General features: G+C 58.8%; 14 protein-coding genes. 11 read left to right on the top strand and 3 right to left on the bottom strand.

Annotated elements, in window-relative coordinates; genetic code table 11:
• Nucleotides 1-31 precede the first annotated feature (31 nt).
• The 5 genes from ACP7BE_RS23015 (at nt 32) to ACP7BE_RS22995 (ending at nt 3,873) form a co-directional block, all read left to right on the top strand.
• Nucleotides 32-808 carry a class II glutamine amidotransferase gene (locus ACP7BE_RS23015; protein ID WP_095002688.1) on the top strand — a complete coding sequence of 259 codons (777 nt, stop codon included), beginning with the start codon at nt 32-34 and terminating at the stop codon, nt 806-808.
• Nucleotides 809-820: 12 nt separating this feature from the next.
• Nucleotides 821-1,354, top strand: a complete 534-nt coding sequence (locus tag ACP7BE_RS23010; RefSeq protein ID WP_095002687.1) for a DUF2937 family protein — start codon at nt 821-823, stop codon at nt 1,352-1,354.
• Between the two features lie 148 nt (nt 1,355-1,502).
• On the top strand, nt 1,503-2,255 hold the full coding sequence (locus ACP7BE_RS23005; protein ID WP_095002686.1) for a 5-oxoprolinase subunit PxpA: 753 nt from the start codon (nt 1,503-1,505) through the stop codon (nt 2,253-2,255).
• Nucleotides 2,252-2,956 carry a 5-oxoprolinase subunit B family protein gene (locus ACP7BE_RS23000; protein WP_095002685.1) on the top strand — a complete coding sequence of 235 codons (705 nt, stop codon included), beginning with the start codon at nt 2,252-2,254 and terminating at the stop codon, nt 2,954-2,956. The genes ACP7BE_RS23005 and ACP7BE_RS23000 overlap by 4 nt, the downstream gene beginning before the upstream one ends.
• Nucleotides 2,953-3,873 carry a biotin-dependent carboxyltransferase family protein gene (locus tag ACP7BE_RS22995; RefSeq protein ID WP_095002684.1) on the top strand — a complete coding sequence of 307 codons (921 nt, stop codon included), beginning with the start codon at nt 2,953-2,955 and terminating at the stop codon, nt 3,871-3,873. The genes ACP7BE_RS23000 and ACP7BE_RS22995 overlap by 4 nt, the downstream gene beginning before the upstream one ends.
• Nucleotides 3,874-3,983: 110 nt before the next feature.
• Here the strand turns inward: ACP7BE_RS22995 and ACP7BE_RS22990 are convergent, their stop codons facing one another.
• Entirely contained in the window at nt 3,984-5,162 is a 1,179-nt protein-coding gene (locus ACP7BE_RS22990) for a vWA domain-containing protein (RefSeq protein ID WP_095002683.1), read from the bottom strand.
• Nucleotides 5,163-5,182: 20 nt separating this feature from the next.
• Complete coding sequence (locus tag ACP7BE_RS22985) at nt 5,183-6,028, bottom strand: AAA family ATPase (protein WP_095002682.1); 846 nt, start codon at nt 6,026-6,028, stop codon at nt 5,183-5,185.
• 206 nt (nt 6,029-6,234) lie between these two features.
• Here ACP7BE_RS22985 and cysK point away from each other — a divergent pair, with 206 nt between their 5' ends.
• Both cysK and ACP7BE_RS22975 read left to right on the top strand, forming a co-directional pair.
• Nucleotides 6,235-7,209 carry a cysteine synthase A gene (gene cysK, locus ACP7BE_RS22980; RefSeq protein WP_095002681.1) on the top strand — a complete coding sequence of 325 codons (975 nt, stop codon included), beginning with the start codon at nt 6,235-6,237 and terminating at the stop codon, nt 7,207-7,209.
• Nucleotides 7,210-7,430: 221 nt separating this feature from the next.
• Nucleotides 7,431-8,369 carry an aspartyl/asparaginyl beta-hydroxylase domain-containing protein gene (locus tag ACP7BE_RS22975; protein ID WP_088377780.1) on the top strand — a complete coding sequence of 313 codons (939 nt, stop codon included), beginning with the start codon at nt 7,431-7,433 and terminating at the stop codon, nt 8,367-8,369.
• A 94-nt stretch (nt 8,370-8,463) separates the two neighbouring features.
• On the opposite strand, the gene ACP7BE_RS22970 is transcribed toward ACP7BE_RS22975, so the two are convergent.
• Nucleotides 8,464-9,360 (bottom strand): DMT family transporter, encoded by an 897-nt coding sequence (locus tag ACP7BE_RS22970; RefSeq protein WP_095002680.1) that lies wholly within the window; start codon nt 9,358-9,360, stop codon nt 8,464-8,466.
• A 143-nt stretch (nt 9,361-9,503) separates the two neighbouring features.
• Between ACP7BE_RS22970 and hrpA the strand changes: the two genes are divergently transcribed.
• The 4 genes from hrpA to ACP7BE_RS22950 all read left to right on the top strand — a co-directional run bounded on the left by hrpA (nt 9,504) and on the right by ACP7BE_RS22950 (nt 15,724).
• Entirely contained in the window at nt 9,504-13,415 is a 3,912-nt protein-coding gene (gene hrpA, locus ACP7BE_RS22965; RefSeq protein ID WP_426107409.1) for an ATP-dependent RNA helicase HrpA, read from the top strand.
• A 217-nt stretch (nt 13,416-13,632) separates the two neighbouring features.
• Nucleotides 13,633-14,754 carry a beta-ketoacyl-ACP synthase III gene (locus ACP7BE_RS22960; RefSeq protein ID WP_095002679.1) on the top strand — a complete coding sequence of 374 codons (1,122 nt, stop codon included), beginning with the start codon at nt 13,633-13,635 and terminating at the stop codon, nt 14,752-14,754.
• A 137-nt stretch (nt 14,755-14,891) separates the two neighbouring features.
• The gene (locus tag ACP7BE_RS22955) at nt 14,892-15,503 is read left to right on the top strand and encodes an RNA polymerase sigma factor (RefSeq protein WP_095002678.1); all 612 of its coding nucleotides are present in this window, start codon (nt 14,892-14,894) and stop codon (nt 15,501-15,503) included.
• Nucleotides 15,497-15,724: an anti-sigma factor family protein gene (locus tag ACP7BE_RS22950; protein WP_095002677.1), complete on the top strand. Its 228-nt coding sequence runs from the start codon at nt 15,497-15,499 to the stop codon at nt 15,722-15,724. The genes ACP7BE_RS22955 and ACP7BE_RS22950 overlap by 7 nt, the downstream gene beginning before the upstream one ends.
• Nucleotides 15,725-15,798 lie beyond the last annotated feature (74 nt).

Genomic DNA, 15,798 nt, shown 5'->3' with positions numbered 1-15,798 from the left:
TTTCGTCCAGCCTGAATGCGAGAGTGCGAGCGTGTGTGAATTATTGGGCATGAGCGCCAACGTCCCGACTGATATTGTGTTCAGCTTTACCGGCCTGATGCAGCGCGGCGGGCGCACCGGCCCGCATCGTGATGGCTGGGGCATTGCCTTCTACGAAGGTCGTGGCCTGCGCCTGTTCCAGGATCCTGCCGCCAGTTGCGACTCCGAAGTCGCCCTGCTGGTACAGCGTTACCCGATCAAAAGCGAAGTGGTGATTGGCCATATCCGCCAGGCCAACGTGGGCAAGGTGTGCCTGTCCAATACCCACCCGTTTGTTCGCGAGCTGTGGGGACGCAACTGGTGTTTTGCGCACAATGGCCAGTTGGCCGACTTTTCTCCGAGTACGAGTTTTTATCGCCCTATTGGTGACACCGACAGCGAAGCAGCGTTCTGTGACCTGCTCAACCGGGTTCGTGAAGCCTTCCCGGAGCCGGTCGACGTCGAACGTATCCTGCCGGTGCTGGTCGAGGCCTGCGCCGAGTTTCGCAGCAAAGGCGTGTTCAATTGCCTGCTCAGTGATGGCGACTGGCTTTTCTGTTATTGCTCGACCAAGCTGGCGCAAATTACCCGGCGAGCCCCGTTTGGCCCGGCGCGCCTGAAAGATGTCGATGTTATCGTCGATTTTCAGGCAGAGACCACGCCCAACGATGTAGTCACCGTGATTGCCACCGAGCCACTGACTGAAAACGAAACCTGGACACGCTACGAACCGGGCCAATGGAGTCTGTGGCGACGCGGTGAATGCGTCAGCCAGGGCATAACCGAATAAGGATGGGTGTGTATGTTCCTGAGCTACCTGCGGTTGGTATTGTTTACCCTTGGCCTGCTGATCGGTGTGCAAGTGCCGGGGTTTATCAATGATTACGCCAACCGTGTTGAAGCTCATCTGATCGAGGCCCAGACCGGGTTGGCGGGGTTCCAGAACACCGCCAACCAGTTTTTCAAGGGTGATCTGCAAGCGCTGGTGGCCCATTACCAGGCCAGCGATGACCCGGTTTTTCGCAGTGATGCCGGCAGCCTCGGCACCTTGCTCAACCGTCAACGCCTGCTTGATGAGCAGTTCCAGGCCATGCAGGGCCCATGGTACATGCGCGCCCTGCAAGTGGCCTATGCGGCTGACCCGGCCATTCGCGAAGAAACCCTGAACGCCTACACCTACCAGGTGTTGTTGTCGCCGAGCGCCATTGGTTGGGCGATGGCGGGTGCCTTGCTGTTCTCCTTCATTATCGAAGGTTTCCTGCGGCTGGTGGACTGGGTCGTGCTCGGCGGCAAACGCCAGCGTGAGCGCATTGCCCGCCGCGAGCGCAGCTACTGACCCCGGGGGAATATCCCCTTTCACAAGAAATGTTAAGCAATCAAATTTTTCTTATGCCCGAGCCCGGCTTTTATTAGTTGGACGAATGGCCCGCGCCTGTCGAAAAATGCTCCTACCTAATCTATAAAAAGACCACAGGAGCATCATCGTGAGCCGCCTGTTATTGAATTGTGACATTGGTGAGAGTTTTGGCAGCTGGACCATGGGCCTGGATGCCGAAGTCATGCCGTTTATCGATTGCGCCAACATTGCCTGCGGCTTTCATGCCGGCGACCCGGGCATCATGCGCAAAACCGTGGCCCTGGCTGTGGCGCATAATGTGAAGATCGGTGCTCATCCGGCGTATCAGGATCTGGCGGGCTTTGGGCGCCGATCCATGAGCTATTCGGCGCAGGAAGTGCAGGATCTGCTGCATTATCAGATCGGTGCACTGGACGGTATTTGCCGCGCACAGGGTGTGCAGGTCAGCTATGTCAAACCCCACGGCGCGATGTACAACGACATGATGGCCAACCCGGTACAGCTGCGGGCAGTGGTTCAGGCTGTGGCCGCTTACGATTCCAGCTTGCCGCTCATGCTGATGGCCACGCGCGACAACAGCGCCGCCCAGGCAATCGGCGACGAGTTTGGGGTAACACTGTGGTTTGAAGCCTTTGCCGACCGCGCCTACGACAACGCCGGGCGGCTGGTCTCGCGACAACTACCGGGGGCAGTCCACCACGATGCGGATGTCATCGTGCAGCAGGCCCTGACCATTGCAGCGGGCAAGGCCTTGGTTGCCAGTGACGGCAGTGCCCTGCATTTGCACGCTGATACCCTGTGTGTGCATGGCGACAACATTAGCTCGATTGCTGCCGTGCAGCGTATTCGCGAAGCCCTTGAGCAGCAGGCGCGGGCATGAAGCCGCGTATCGAAGTGGTCGCCATCGATTGCCTGATGCTGCGCCTGTTTGATGAAATTGCCGAAAGCAACATGCCCTGGATACTGGCTGCCAGCGAGCGGATCCGCACCTGCTTTGCGGTGCATCTGATCGATCTGGTGCCGTCCTACACCACAATGATGGTGCATTACGACGGGCTGGCGCTGACCCCGGCCCAGGCCCGTGAATTGATCGCCCAGGCCTTGACCGACCTGCGCCCGGAAACCCGCAACCTTGGCCAGTGTCATGTGCTGCCCGTGTGGTACGACGTGAGCGTGGGCCCGGAACTGACGTTGCTGGCCCAGCGCGCCGGCTGCTCGGTAAGCGAAGTGATTCGCCGGCACAGTGAGCACGAATACCAGGTGTTTGCCCTCGGTTTTGCTCCAGGTTTTGCCTTTATGGGGCTGGTTGAAGAGGCTCTGGCCGCGCCACGCCTGAATACCCCGCGCAAGCGTGTGGCCAGTGGCAGCGTGGGCATTGCCGAGCGACAGACGGCAGCCTACCCGGCGCAATCCCCGGGGGGCTGGAACCTGGTCGGGCGTACGCCGAGCGCGCTGTTTGATCGCGAACGTGATGGCTACAGCCTGATGCAACCCGGTGACAGGGTGCAGTTTGCACCCGTGTCCCATGCTGAATTTATCCGCCTGGGCGGTGACGACACGCCTCAGGAGGCCTTGGCATGAGCCACTTATTGATTCAGGCCAGCACTCCATTGTGCCTGCTGCAAGACGCGGGGCGTTTTGGCGTGCGGCATTTGGGCGTAACCCAGGGCGGCGCCGCAGACTGGCTGTCGATGGCCTGGGCCAACTGGCTGCTGGGCAATTCGCCGGATGCAGCGGTGATTGAAATCACCCTGGGCGGCCTGACCCTTGTTGCCAAGGCCGATTGCACTCTGGCATTGGCGGGCGCGGACCTGGCGGCCACCATTGACGGGCAGCCGCTCAAGCCCTGGCGCAGTTTTGTCCTGAAGCAAGGCCAGACCCTTGTATTTACCCGGCCGCTGAGCGGTGCCCGGGCTTATCTGGCAGCGCCCGCGGGCTTTGTTGCGCCGCAAGTGCTGGGCAGTTGCGCGACTGTCGCTCGTGAGCAGCTCGGCGGGCCGGATGGTTTTGGTCGCGGGCTGGTGGCAGGTGATGAATTGACGTACGCCGGGCATGCCGGGCAATTGCGAGAGTTGCCATGCGAACTGCAACCGGTATTCAGCGCCAATCCGGCGCTGGACGTGGTAATGGGCGCGCAAATGGGTGCTTTCAGCGGGCAAAGTACCTTCGATGCTTTCAACAGCGCCTGGACGCTGGACACTCGCGCCGATCGCATGGGCATCCGTTTGCTGGGGCCTGCGTTGGTGTATCAGGGCGCACCGATGATCTCGGAAGGGATACCGCTGGGCGCCATTCAAGTGCCGCCGGATGGCCAGCCGATCGTGCTGCTCAATGACCGCCAGACCATTGGCGGTTACCCGCGACTTGGCGCCTTGACGCCTTTGGCGCTGGCGCGACTGGCCCAGTGCTTGCCGGGGGAGGGCGTGCATATGCGTCCAACCACGCAGGAGGCGGCGCAACGCCAGCATGTGGTGTTTATGCGGCGGTTTGTGGCTTAGCGCCATTTATGTGGGAGCGGGCTTGCTCGCGATTCAGGCGGCGCGGTAAAGCAGGAACACCGCGTCGAAACCATCGCGAGCAAGCCCGCTGCCACACTCACCGCGCTGAATTATTTGGCCAAAAACCGCATCCCTTCTTCCAGCCCTTCAAGGGTGAGCGGATACATGCGGTCTTCAATCAGATCACGTACGATCCCGATCGAAGCCGTGTAATGCCATGTGTCCTTGGGATACGGGTTAATCCACACCAGCTTTTTGTATTTCTCCATAAAACGCTGCATCCACTTGTAGCCCGGCTCTTCATTCCAGTGCTCGACACTGCCCCCGGCATGGGTGATCTCATAGGGCCCCATCGTCGCGTCACCGATAAAGATCACTTTGTAATCCGCGCCATATTTGTTCAGCAGGTCCTGGGTCGAGATGCGCTCAACCTGACGACGCTGGTTGTTCTTCCACACCGATTCATAGATAAAGTTGTGAAAGTAGTAGTACTCCAGATGTTTGAACTCGGTTCTGCACGCGGAAAACAGCTCTTCACAAATTTTGATATGGGCGTCCATCGAACCGCCGATATCGAATAGCAACAGCAGTTTGATATTGTTGCGCCGCTCCGGGCGCATCTGAATATTCAGCAACCCGGCATCGCGAGCGGTGTGGTCGATGGTGCCATCGATATCCAGCTCATCCGCTGCGCCCTGGCGGGCGAATTTACGTAGCCGACGCAGCGCGACCTTGATATTGCGCGTGCCCAGCTCGACCTGATCATCCAGGTTCTTGTACTCGCGCTGTTCCCAGACCTTGGCCGCCTTGCCCTGACGTGCGCCAGCATCGCCCACGCGGATGCCTTCGGGGTGATAACCGCCCGAGCCGAACGGACTGGTGCCACCGGTGCCGATCCATTTGTTGCCGCCGGCATGGCGTTCCTTTTGCTCTTCCAGACGCTGCTTGAACGCCTCGATCAGCTTGTCCAGCCCGCCCAGTGACTGCAGCTGGGCGCGATCTTCGTCGCTCAGCGAGCGTTCGAACTCCTTGCGCAGCCAGTCTTCGGGGATCAGTGCCTCCAGGTGTTCATTGAGGTTTTGCAGACCATTGAAATAGGCGCCAAATGCGCGGTCGAACTTGTCGAAATGGCGCTCGTCCTTCACCAGGATCGTACGGGCCAGATAATAGAACTCGTCCATATCGGCGAAGGTCACCCGGTTTTTCAGGGCGTTGATCAGGTCCAGCAGCTCACGCACTGAAACCGGCACCTTGGCCGCACGCATTTCATTGAACAGATTAAGCAGCATGCTTTTCGCCTTCTCGGAAATCAGCGATTGGGGCGGCGGCTCATAAACGCCAGGCGCTCAAGCAATTGCACATCCTGCTCGTTTTTCACCAGGGCACCGGCCAGTGGCGGAATGGCTTTGGTCGGATCACGTTCGCGCAACACCGCTTCGCCGATATTGTCGGCCATCAGCAACTTGAGCCAGTCGACCAGCTCGGAGGTGGAAGGTTTTTTCTTTAAGCCCGGGACCTTGCGCACATCGAAAAACACATCAAGCGCTTCGCTGACCAGCTCTTTCTTGATGTTGGGGAAGTGCACGTCGACGATTTTCTGCAGCGTGGTGCGGTCCGGGAAACTGATGTAGTGGAAGAAGCAGCGGCGCAGGAAGGCGTCCGGCAGTTCTTTTTCGTTATTGGAGGTAATGATGATGATCGGGCGCACCTTGGCCTTGATCGTCTCGTCCGTCTCGTAAACGTAGAACTCCATCTTGTCGAGTTCTTGCAGCAGGTCATTGGGGAACTCGATGTCTGCCTTGTCGATCTCGTCGATCAGCAGGATGACGCGTTCTTCGGCCTCGAAGGCTTCCCACAACTTGCCCTTTTTAAGGTAGTTGCGCACATCGTGAACCTTGTCGACACCCAGTTGCGAGTCACGCAGGCGACTGACTGCGTCGTACTCATAGAGGCCCTGGTGGGCCTTGGTGGTTGACTTGATATGCCAGGTGATCAGCTTGCAGCCAAAGGATTCAGCCAGTTGCTCGGCAAGCATGGTTTTACCGGTGCCGGGCTCGCCCTTGACCAGCAGCGGCCGCTCCAGGGTAATGGCCGCGTTGACCGCCAGTTTCAGGTCATCGGTGGCCACATAGGCGTGTGTGCCTTCAAACTTCATCTGCAATTCCTCAAACCATGACCCGGGTCCTGCAAGGGGCAGGGCGGGAGAACTGAAAAGTATGTCCGACTATAACGCGCTGCCCGCCTGACGTGAACGCAGACGCGCCATTCAGTCCCTGAATGAGGCGTCACGCCATGACTGGACGCATGTCAGCGTGAGGCCTACCCTTGGGATCTTCCCAAAAGGTGCACAAGGACCCCGCCATGAGCCGCATTTATGCAGACAACGCCCAATCCATCGGCAACACGCCTTTAGTCCAGATCAACAGCATTGCGCCGCGCGGCGTGACCATCCTGGCCAAGATCGAAGGCCGCAACCCCGGTTATTCAGTTAAATGCCGGATTGGCGCCAACATGATCTGGGATGCCGAAAGCCGTGGCGTACTCAAGCCGGGCATGACCATCATCGAGCCTACGTCGGGGAACACGGGGATCGGCCTGGCGTTTGTCGCAGCGGCGCGTGGTTACAAATTGATGCTGACCATGCCGTCATCGATGAGCATCGAGCGGCGCAAGGTACTCAAGGCGCTGGGTGCCGAGCTGGTCTTGACCGAGCCGGCCAAGGGCATGAAGGGCGCGATCGACAAAGCCGCAGAAATTCAGGCCAGCGACCCGGCCAGGTATTTCATGCCGCAGCAGTTTGAGAACCCGGCCAACCCCGCGATCCACGAAAAAACCACCGGCCCGGAAATCTGGAACGACACCGATGGCGGCGTTGATGTACTGGTTTCTGGCGTCGGCACCGGCGGCACGATCACCGGGGTTTCACGCTACATCAAGCACACCCAGGGCAAGCCGATTCTGTCGGTGGCCGTCGAGCCCATCACCTCGCCGGTGATCACCCAGGCGTTGGCCGGAGAAGAAATCAAGCCTTCACCGCACAAGATCCAGGGCATCGGTGCCGGTTTCGTCCCCAAAAACCTTGATCTGTCGATCGTCGACAAGGTCGAACTGGTCAGCGATGACGAATCCAAGGCCATGGCCCTGCGCCTGATGCAGGAAGAGGGCATCTTGTGCGGTATCTCCTGCGGTGCAGCGATGGCCGTGGCGGTGCGACTGGCGGAAACCCCGGAAATGCAAGGCAAGACCATCGTCGTGATCCTCCCCGATTCGGGCGAGCGTTATCTGTCGAGCTTCCTGTTCAGCGACCTGTTCAGCGAGCAGGAATTGCACCCGTAACATTGTGCGGGGGGTGGCGCGCCCGTTCCCCGCAGAGTTTGTGCAACTGACTCAAATCAAGTGGCTAATGCCCAAGTTTCTGAATAATCAGCCTGCTGTTGCGTAAGACTTAATACTGATTATTTGGATTCGTGGGTTTTGTCCTACGCCTGTAGTGTTTATCATGGCCTGCTGCTACATCGGGCTATTGATGCTGCACGGTATTTTTGAGGAGTTGTTGCATGACCTTATCCTTCGCCATCAAGGCAGGGCTCATACTGTTATTTGTCGGCAGCATTCTTTACGTGCACCTGCGCGGCAAGGCACGCTTGCCGGTGTTGCGCCAATTCGTCAACCACTCCGCGTTCTTTGCGCCCTACAACGCCCTGATGTACCTGTTCTCCGGGGTACCGTCCAAGCCGTACCTGGACCGCAGCAAGTTCCCCGAGCTGGATGTGCTCAAGGACAACTGGCAAGCGATCCGCGAAGAAGCCATGCACTTGTTCGATGAGGGCTATATACGCGCCGCCGAGAAGAACAACGACGCAGGCTTCGGTTCGTTCTTCAAAAAGGGCTGGAAGCGCTTTTACCTCAAGTGGTACGACAAGGCGCTGCCATCGGCTGAATTGCTGTGCCCCAAAACCGTTGAATTGGTCAACAGCATCCCCAACGTCAAAGGCGCGATGTTTGCCCTGTTGCCGGGCGGTAGCCACCTCAACCCGCACCGCGACCCGTTTGCCGGATCGCTGCGTTACCACCTGGGCCTGTCGACCCCCAACTCCGACGCTTGCCGCATCTTTGTCGATGGCGAGGAATACGCCTGGCGTGATGGTGAAGACGTGATGTTCGACGAGACTTATGTGCACTGGGTCAAGAACGAAACCGATATCACCCGCGTCATTCTGTTTTGCGATATCGAGCGGCCATTGACCAGCCCGCTGATGACCCGTATCAACCGTTGGGTCAGCGCGCAACTGGGTAAGGCGACTGCGCCGCAGAACCTGGACGACGAACGCGTTGGCGGGATCAACAAGGCCTACGCCTGGAGCAAAACCTTCAGTGACCGCTTCAGTGGCGTGGTCAAACAGTGGAAGCGCCGCAATCCCAAGCTTTATCGTATCGCCCGGCCGATATTGGCGGTGCTGGTACTGATACTGCTGTGGCGCTGGTTGTTTGGCTGATTGCATCAGACAAAAAAAACCGCTCTCTCGAGAGCGGTTTTTTTTGGATTGTTTTTAAGTCAATTGCCTGCCAAAACCCCACCACGGCATGTGATTATTTGGACGCTGCCATTGCCCCGGGCTTGAGCACCAGCCACAGCGCCACGGCGATCAGCAGACCTCCATACAGGTGCGCCATCGACAGCGGCTCGCCCAGAAACAGCGCGCCCCACAGCACGCCAAACGGCGGGATCATAAAGGTCACGGTCATGGATTTGACCGGGCCAATGCTGGTCAGCAAGCGGAAGTACAGGATATAGGCAAACGCCGTACACACCAGCCCCAGACCCAGCAACGATAACCAGACACTCGTCCCGCCCCAACTGACCGGTGGCTGATTGATCACACTCAGCCCGAACAGCGGCAGCAGGAACAAAGTAGCCCCGAGCATACTGCCCAGTGCTGAAAGACGAGGGTCGAGACCGCCTTGCTGATCCAGCCAGCGGCGTGCCAAAAAGCCGGCAAATCCATAAAAGGTGGTGGCCAGCAGACAGGCGAGGGCGCCCATCAGCAAGTCCAGATTGAAAGCAACCGGCCCGGCACGGGTCAAAATGCCTACACCGAGCAAGCCCAGAAACACCCCGGCCATTTTGGTCAGGGTCAATTTTTCGCTGAAAAACAGACCGCCGATCAATACGCCCATCAACGGTGTGGTGGCGTTGAAAATCGATGAGTAACCGGCAGGCAACACCTGGGCCGCCACCGAATACAGTGTGGCCGGTACCCCGGAGTTGATAACCCCCAGTATCAGGATTACCTTGAGTTTGCCGCCGAAATCCCAGCGCACGCGCATCAGCGCCAGAATCACCACCAGACCGGTTGCTGCGATGGAAACCCGGAAAAAAGCTGTCGGGATGGTCCCGAGTACCGGTGCAATGATCCGCATAAACAGAAAGCTGGCGCCCCAAATGCCTGCCAGCGACAGCATGCGCAGCAAATCGACAAGTCTCACGGGATTTTCCTTACAAGTTTCAAGGCGGGCAGTGTAGGGGATGCAGCGGACAAGACAACGCGCTAATTCCTACAGATTCGTGCATGAGCGTCCAAATCTGCGACAATCCGCCCCCTGCATTTACGAAGAATTCTGCGCACCTGATGACTGACGAATCGCCTGCTATCGACCAACTGTTGAAAAACCTCGATCAAGCCATGATTGCCGACCGCCACAAGCTGCGCCGGCAATTGCATGAGCTGCGCAAAAAGCCTGACGACGCCAAGCTGGCCGCCTGGGCCGAGCGGGTGCAGGCGTCGTGCGCGCAGGTGGCAGCGCGGGCGGCCAGTGTGCCGCAGGTTCGCTATGACGAAAATCTGCCGATCGCGGCCAAGCGGGACGAGATCAAGGCCGCGCTGCTCAAGCATCAGGTGCTGATCCTGGCCGGTGAAACCGGCTCGGGCAAAACCACCCAGTTACCGAAGATCTGCCTTGAAATCGGCCGTGGGCAGCACGGCCTGATCGGCCATACCCAACCGCGCCGCATCGCCGCCCGCAGTGTGGCCAGCCGGGTGGCTGAAGAGCTGGGCACGCCGCTGGGTGCGCTGGTCGGCTATCAGGTGCGGTTTGAGGATCAGAGCGATTCCAATACCCTGATCAAGCTGATGACCGACGGTATCCTGCTGGCCGAAACCCAGCACGACCGCTATCTCGAACGCTATGACACGATCATCGTCGACGAAGCCCACGAGCGCAGCCTGAACATCGACTTTTTGCTCGGTTATCTGAAGATCCTGCTGCCCCGTCGTCCCGATTTGAAGGTCATCATCACCTCGGCAACCATCGATCTTGAGCGTTTCTCCAAACACTTCAATGACGCGCCCATTGTCGAAGTGTCGGGCCGTACCTTTCCGGTCGAGACCTGGTATCGCCCGTTGACCTCCCAGCAGGACGAAGAGGGCAACAGCGTTGAAGAAGACCTGAGCGTCGACCAGGCCATTATTGCCACCCTGGACGAGATTGCCGCGTTCGAGCGCAGTGAGCGTAAAAGCCCCGGCGATGTGCTGGTATTTCTACCAGGCGAGCGGGAAATCCGCGATGCCGCCGACATGCTGCGCAAGGCGCAACTCAAGCACACCGAGATCCTGCCGTTGTATGCGCGGTTGTCGCCTGCCGAACAGCAGCGGATTTTCCAGTCGCACCCGGGCCGCCGTGTGGTGCTGGCCACCAACGTAGCGGAAACGTCATTGACTGTGCCGGGCATCCGTTACGTGATTGACAGCGGCACGGCGCGCATCAGCCGATACAGCTACCGGGCCAAGGTCCAGCGCCTGCCGATAGAAGCGGTTTCCCAGGCCAGCGCCAACCAGCGCAAGGGCCGTTGTGGCCGGGTCGAGCCGGGTATCTGCGTGCGCCTGTATGCCGAAGAAGATTTTAACGGTCGCCCGGAGTTTACCGATCCGGAGATTCTTCGTACCAACCTTGCGGCAGTCATCCTGCAAATGCTGCACCTGCGCCTGGGCGAAATCACCGCGTTTCCGTTTATTGAGCCGCCGGACGGCAAGGCAATCACCGACGGTTTCAATCTGCTGCAAGAACTGTCGGCGGTTAACCGCGAAAATCAGCTCACACCGCTGGGCCGTCAGTTGGCCCGCCTGCCGGTGGACCCGCGCATGGGCCGTATGTTGCTCGAAGCCGCCAAGCTCGGCAGTTTGCAGGAAGTATTGATCGTCGCCAGTGCGATGTCGGTGCAAGACCCGCGTGAACGTCCGCCGGAACGTCAACAAGCGGCAGATCAGGCCCACGCGCAATGGAAAGATGTCGACTCTGACTTTGCCGGTCTGATCAACGTATGGCGCGGTTTTGAGGAGCAGCGCCAGGCGCTGACGGCCAGCCCGCTGCGCAACTGGTGTCGCAAGAACTTCCTCAACTACCTGCGGTTGCGCGAGTGGCGTGATTCCCACCGTCAATTGAGCCTGATCTGTCGCGATATGCAGCTCACGGTCAATCAGGAACCGGCCGATTATGCAAAGCTGCACAAGGCTGTGCTGTCGGGGTTGCTGAGCCAGATCGGGCAAAAAACCGAGGACGGAGATTACCTCGGGGCGCGCCAGCGGCGGTTCTGGATCCATCCGTCTTCGGGGCTGGGTAAAAAGCGTCCGCAGTGGCTGATGACTGCCGAGCTGGTAGAAACGACCAAATTGTATGCGCGGATGGTGGCCAAGATCGAGCCGGACTGGATCGAACCGCTGGCCGGGCATCTGGTGAAAAAGAACTATTTCGAGCCCCATTGGGAGAAGAAGCGCGGGCAGGTGGTGGCCTATGAGCAGATCACCCTGTTCGGCCTGATCGTGGTCGGTCGCCGTGCCGTGCATTACGGGCCGATTGACCCGGTGCTGTCCCGCGAGCTGTTTATCCGTGAAGGGCTGGTGCGTGGCGAAATTCAGTCGCGGGCCAAATGCCTGACGGCCAACGCGCAGTTGCTTGAACAACTCGACGAACTGGAGGCCAAGGCCCGGCGCCGTGACATTCTGGCGGATGAAGAAACCCTCTACGCGTTTTACGACGCTCGCCTGCCGGCCGAGATTCATCAGACCGCGACATTTGACAGCTGGTATCGGGTCAACAGCCAGAAAGATCCACAGTTGCTGATCATGCGCGAAGAAGACGTGCTGGCCCGCGAAGCCACCGAAATCACGGCCATGCATTACCCTGACACGTTGCATCTGGGGGATTTGACCCTGGAGCTCAGCTATCACTTTGAACCCAACCACCCCCGCGATGGCGTGACGGTCAAGGTGCCAGCGCCGCTGCTCCCGGTTTTGCCGCCGGAACGTATGGAGTGGCTGGTGCCCGGCATGATAGAAGCCAAATGCATCGCCCTGGTGCGCAGTTTGCCCAAGGCATTGCGCAAAAACTTCGTGCCGGTGCCGGACTTCGTCAAGGCCGCGTTGCAGCGCATGGAATTTGCTGAGGGATCATTGCCACAAACCCTGGGCCGCGAATTGCTGCGCATGACCGGCGCTCGGGTGAGCGACGAGGCCTGGGCGCAAGCCGCGCAGCAAGTTGAAAATCATCTGAAGATGAATATCGAAGTGGTCGACGCCGACGGCAAGTTTCTCGGCGAGGGTCGTGATCTGGCCGAATTGACGGCCCGCTTTGCCCAGGCCAGTCAGGCAGCACTGGCCGTACCGCAAACCGCGAAAAATCAGCAGCCGGTCGAGGCCAAGGTGTTTGCCCCGGTGGCGGAGAAAACCCAGCAGAAGATCGCCGGGCTGTCGATGACGGTTTACCCGGCGCTGGTGGAAGAGGGCAATACGGTCAAGGAAGGGCGCTTTTCCACCCCGGCCGAGGCTGAGTTCCAGCATCGCCGTGCGTTGCAGCGTTTGCTGATGCAACAACTGGCGGAACCGGCGAAATTTTTGCGTGGCAAGCTGCCAGGGTTGACTGAGCTTGGCCTTTTGTACCGCGAGTTGGGTCGGGTCGAGAGCCTGGTGGAGGACATTCTGCTGGCCAGCCTCGACAGCTGCATCCTGGAAGGCGAGGAGGTATTACCCCGTGATGGCGCGGGGCTGGCATCGCTTGCCGAGCGCAAGCGCGGAGCCTGGACCGAACATGCGGAAAAGCTGGCCAGACTGACGCTGGAAATCCTCAAACTGTGGCATGGTCTGCAAAAACGCTTCAAGGGCAAGATCGATCTGGCCCAGGCGGTGGCGTTGAATGACATAAAGCAGCAACTGAGCCATCTGGTGTACCCGGGTTTTGTGCGCGAAACCCCGGCTTTGTGGCTTAAAGAGTTGCCGCGCTACCTCAAGGCGATAGAAATGCGTCTTGAAAAACTGCCGGGCCAGGTGCAAAAAGACCGGGTCTGGAGTGGTGAGCTGAGTGGTTTGTGGGCGCAGTACCAGGCGCGTGCGACCAAGCATGCGCAGGAGGGCAAGCGCGATCCGCAACTTGAGTTGTACCGCTGGTGGCTGGAAGAATATCGGGTGTCGTTATTCGGCCAGCAACTGGGGACCAAGGTGCCGATTTCGGACAAGCGCCTGAGTAAGCAGTGGAGTTTGGTGGAGGCTTGATCCTGCAGTCCTGTGGGAGCGGGCTTGCTCGCGATGCAGGCGACGCGGTCATGCATTTGCACCGTGTTGCTGCAATCGAGAGCAGGCCAGCTCCCACGGGGGATTACTGCAAGATCCGTAAATAACGCCAAATGCTGGCATTTATGGCAAACTTCGCGGCTATCCGTACCTGAAACGATTTCAATATCTTCTGCTTGAACAGAATAGAGGAACGATCGTGCATAACGTCGTCATCAGCGGCACCGGCCTGTACACCCCGGCCAACAGCATCTCCAACGAAGAGCTGGTGCAGTCTTTCAATACCTATGTACAACAGTTCAACGCGGACCACGCCGTGGCTATCGAGGCCGGTGAAATCCAGCCTCTGGCCGAGTCCAGCGCCGCCTTTATCGAAAAGGCTTCGGGCATAAAAAGCCGCTTTGTGATGGACAAGGACGGCATCCTTGACCCGCAGCGCATGCGCCCGCATCTGCCGGAGCGCTCCAACGACGAAATGTCGGTACTCTGCGAAATGGCCGTTGGCGCTGCCAAACAAGCGCTGGAACGCGCGGGTAAAACCGCCGCTGACATCGACGGCGTGATCGTGGCCTGCTCCAACCTGCAACGCCCGTACCCGGCCATTGCCATCGAAGTGCAACATGCACTGGGCATTCAGGGTTTTGGTTTTGACATGAACGTGGCCTGTTCTTCCGCAACGTTCGGTATCCAGACCGCCAGCAACAGCGTCCAGTTGGGCCAGGCTCGCGCGGTACTGCTTATCAGCCCTGAAGTATGCACCGGCCACTTGAACTTCCGTGACCGTGACAGCCACTTTATCTTTGGCGATGCCGCGACCGCGATAGTGGTCGAGCGTGCCGACCTGGCAACGTCCGAACACCAGTTCGACATCGTCAGCACTAAACTGCTGACTACGTATTCGAACAATATTCGCAACAATTTCGGCTTCCTCAACCGTGCATCCGACGAGCCAGCTGACAGCCCGGACAAACTGTTCGTACAAGAAGGGCGCAAGGTCTTCCGCGATGTCTGCCCGATGGTGGCTGAACTGATCGGCCAGCATCTGCAGGAAAACCAGCTGGACGTGGCGCAAGTCAAACGTTTCTGGTTGCATCAGGCCAACCTGAGCATGAACCACCTGATCGTGCGCAAGCTGTTGGGCCGCGAAGCTTCGGTCGAAGAAGCTCCGGTGATTCTCGACACCTATGCCAACACCAGTTCGGCCGGTTCGGTGATTGCCTTCCACAAGTACCAGGACGACTTGCCAAGCGGTTCGCTGGCGGTGCTCAGCTCGTTCGGTGCCGGCTACTCGATTGGCAGCGTGATTCTGCGTAAACGCTAAGGTCACAGCTGGTTTGTGGTGGGAGCGGGCTTGCTCGCGATACAGGCAGCGCGGTCTGACAGGCAAACTGCGGTGATGCTATCGCGAGCAAGCCCGCTCCCACACAGAAAAATCACTTTCCGGTTGCGGAGACCTGCATGGCAACTGTTGACGACGCTGACCTGCTCAAACGTCTGCTTAACGGCGAGCAACAGGCCTTCCGCGAGCTGGTCACTACCTATCAAGGTGCCATGCGCGCTGTGGCTTATGCGATCGTCGGCAATCGCCATGCTGACGAAATCGTTCAGGACGCCTGGCTGTCAGTGGTGCGCAACCTGTCCGGGTTCGAAGGCCGTTCGAGCCTGAAAACCTGGCTGCTGACCATCACGGCCAATGCGGCGAAACAACGCTACAAGCAAAATCGTCGTGAAGTGCTGCTCGACGATTTGCCTTCGCCCCACGGTACTGTCGACGATGAGCGGTTTTCCAGCGATGGCCACTGGTTGCTTGCCCCTTATTCCTGGCATCAGGACAGCCCTGACGCATTGCTCAGCGAAGATGAGTTGCGCGAATGTCTTGAGCAAACGCTCCTCAGTCTGCCGCAGTTGCAGAGCAGTGTGCTGGTGTTGCGCGAGCGCCAGGGGCTCGAACTCGAAGAAATTTGTAATATTCTTGAGATATCGCTCTCTAATGTCCGGGTGTTGATACATCGCGCCCGACTCAAAGTCTTCGCGACCGTGGAACATTTCGAGGAAACTGGCGAATGTTGACCTGCAAACAGCAAGTAGCGGTCTCAAGTGACTATCTGGATGGCCAGCTGAGTTTTCGTCAGCGGTTGTTGGTACGCCATCATTTGCTGTTCTGTCCGAACTGCAGGCGTTTTATCAGGCAAATGCGTTTGTTGAGGGGCACGTTGCAAAAACTTCCCGAACCGCCACCGGAGGATCTGGAGCAGACGGTTGAGCGAATGATGCGCGAGCAGTCGCGCTGATGGCGGGGCATGAACGAGAACACTGTCGGTGGATGTGATGGGGGCCGACGGCATCCTCGCTCTGCTTTTACGGC

This window comes from Pseudomonas sp. TWR1-1-3, from assembly GCF_049896805.1.
GTDB classification, from domain to species: Bacteria; Pseudomonadota; Gammaproteobacteria; order Pseudomonadales; family Pseudomonadaceae; genus Aquipseudomonas; species Aquipseudomonas bubulae.
Note: the sequence above shows the minus strand (reverse complement) of the source record. Positions and strands in the feature narration are given on the sequence as shown.

Excerpts from the sequence above, each read along its gene's own strand:
- ACP7BE_RS23000 (WP_095002685.1), top strand. The coding sequence starts at position 2,252 with ATGAAGCCGCGTATCGAAGTGGTCGCCATCGATTGCCTGATGCTGCGC.
- ACP7BE_RS22995 (WP_095002684.1), top strand. The coding sequence starts at position 2,953 with ATGAGCCACTTATTGATTCAGGCCAGCACTCCATTGTGCCTGCTGCAA.
- ACP7BE_RS22950 (WP_095002677.1), top strand. The coding sequence starts at position 15,497 with ATGTTGACCTGCAAACAGCAAGTAGCGGTCTCAAGTGACTATCTGGAT.
- hrpA (WP_426107409.1), top strand. The coding sequence starts at position 9,504 with ATGACTGACGAATCGCCTGCTATCGACCAACTGTTGAAAAACCTCGAT.
- ACP7BE_RS22975 (WP_088377780.1), top strand. The coding sequence starts at position 7,431 with ATGACCTTATCCTTCGCCATCAAGGCAGGGCTCATACTGTTATTTGTC.
- ACP7BE_RS23010 (WP_095002687.1), top strand. The coding sequence starts at position 821 with ATGTTCCTGAGCTACCTGCGGTTGGTATTGTTTACCCTTGGCCTGCTG.
- ACP7BE_RS22985 (WP_095002682.1), bottom strand. The coding sequence starts at position 6,028 with ATGAAGTTTGAAGGCACACACGCCTATGTGGCCACCGATGACCTGAAA.
- cysK (WP_095002681.1), top strand. The coding sequence starts at position 6,235 with ATGAGCCGCATTTATGCAGACAACGCCCAATCCATCGGCAACACGCCT.
- ACP7BE_RS22990 (WP_095002683.1), bottom strand. The coding sequence starts at position 5,162 with ATGCTGCTTAATCTGTTCAATGAAATGCGTGCGGCCAAGGTGCCGGTT.
- ACP7BE_RS22955 (WP_095002678.1), top strand. The coding sequence starts at position 14,892 with ATGGCAACTGTTGACGACGCTGACCTGCTCAAACGTCTGCTTAACGGC.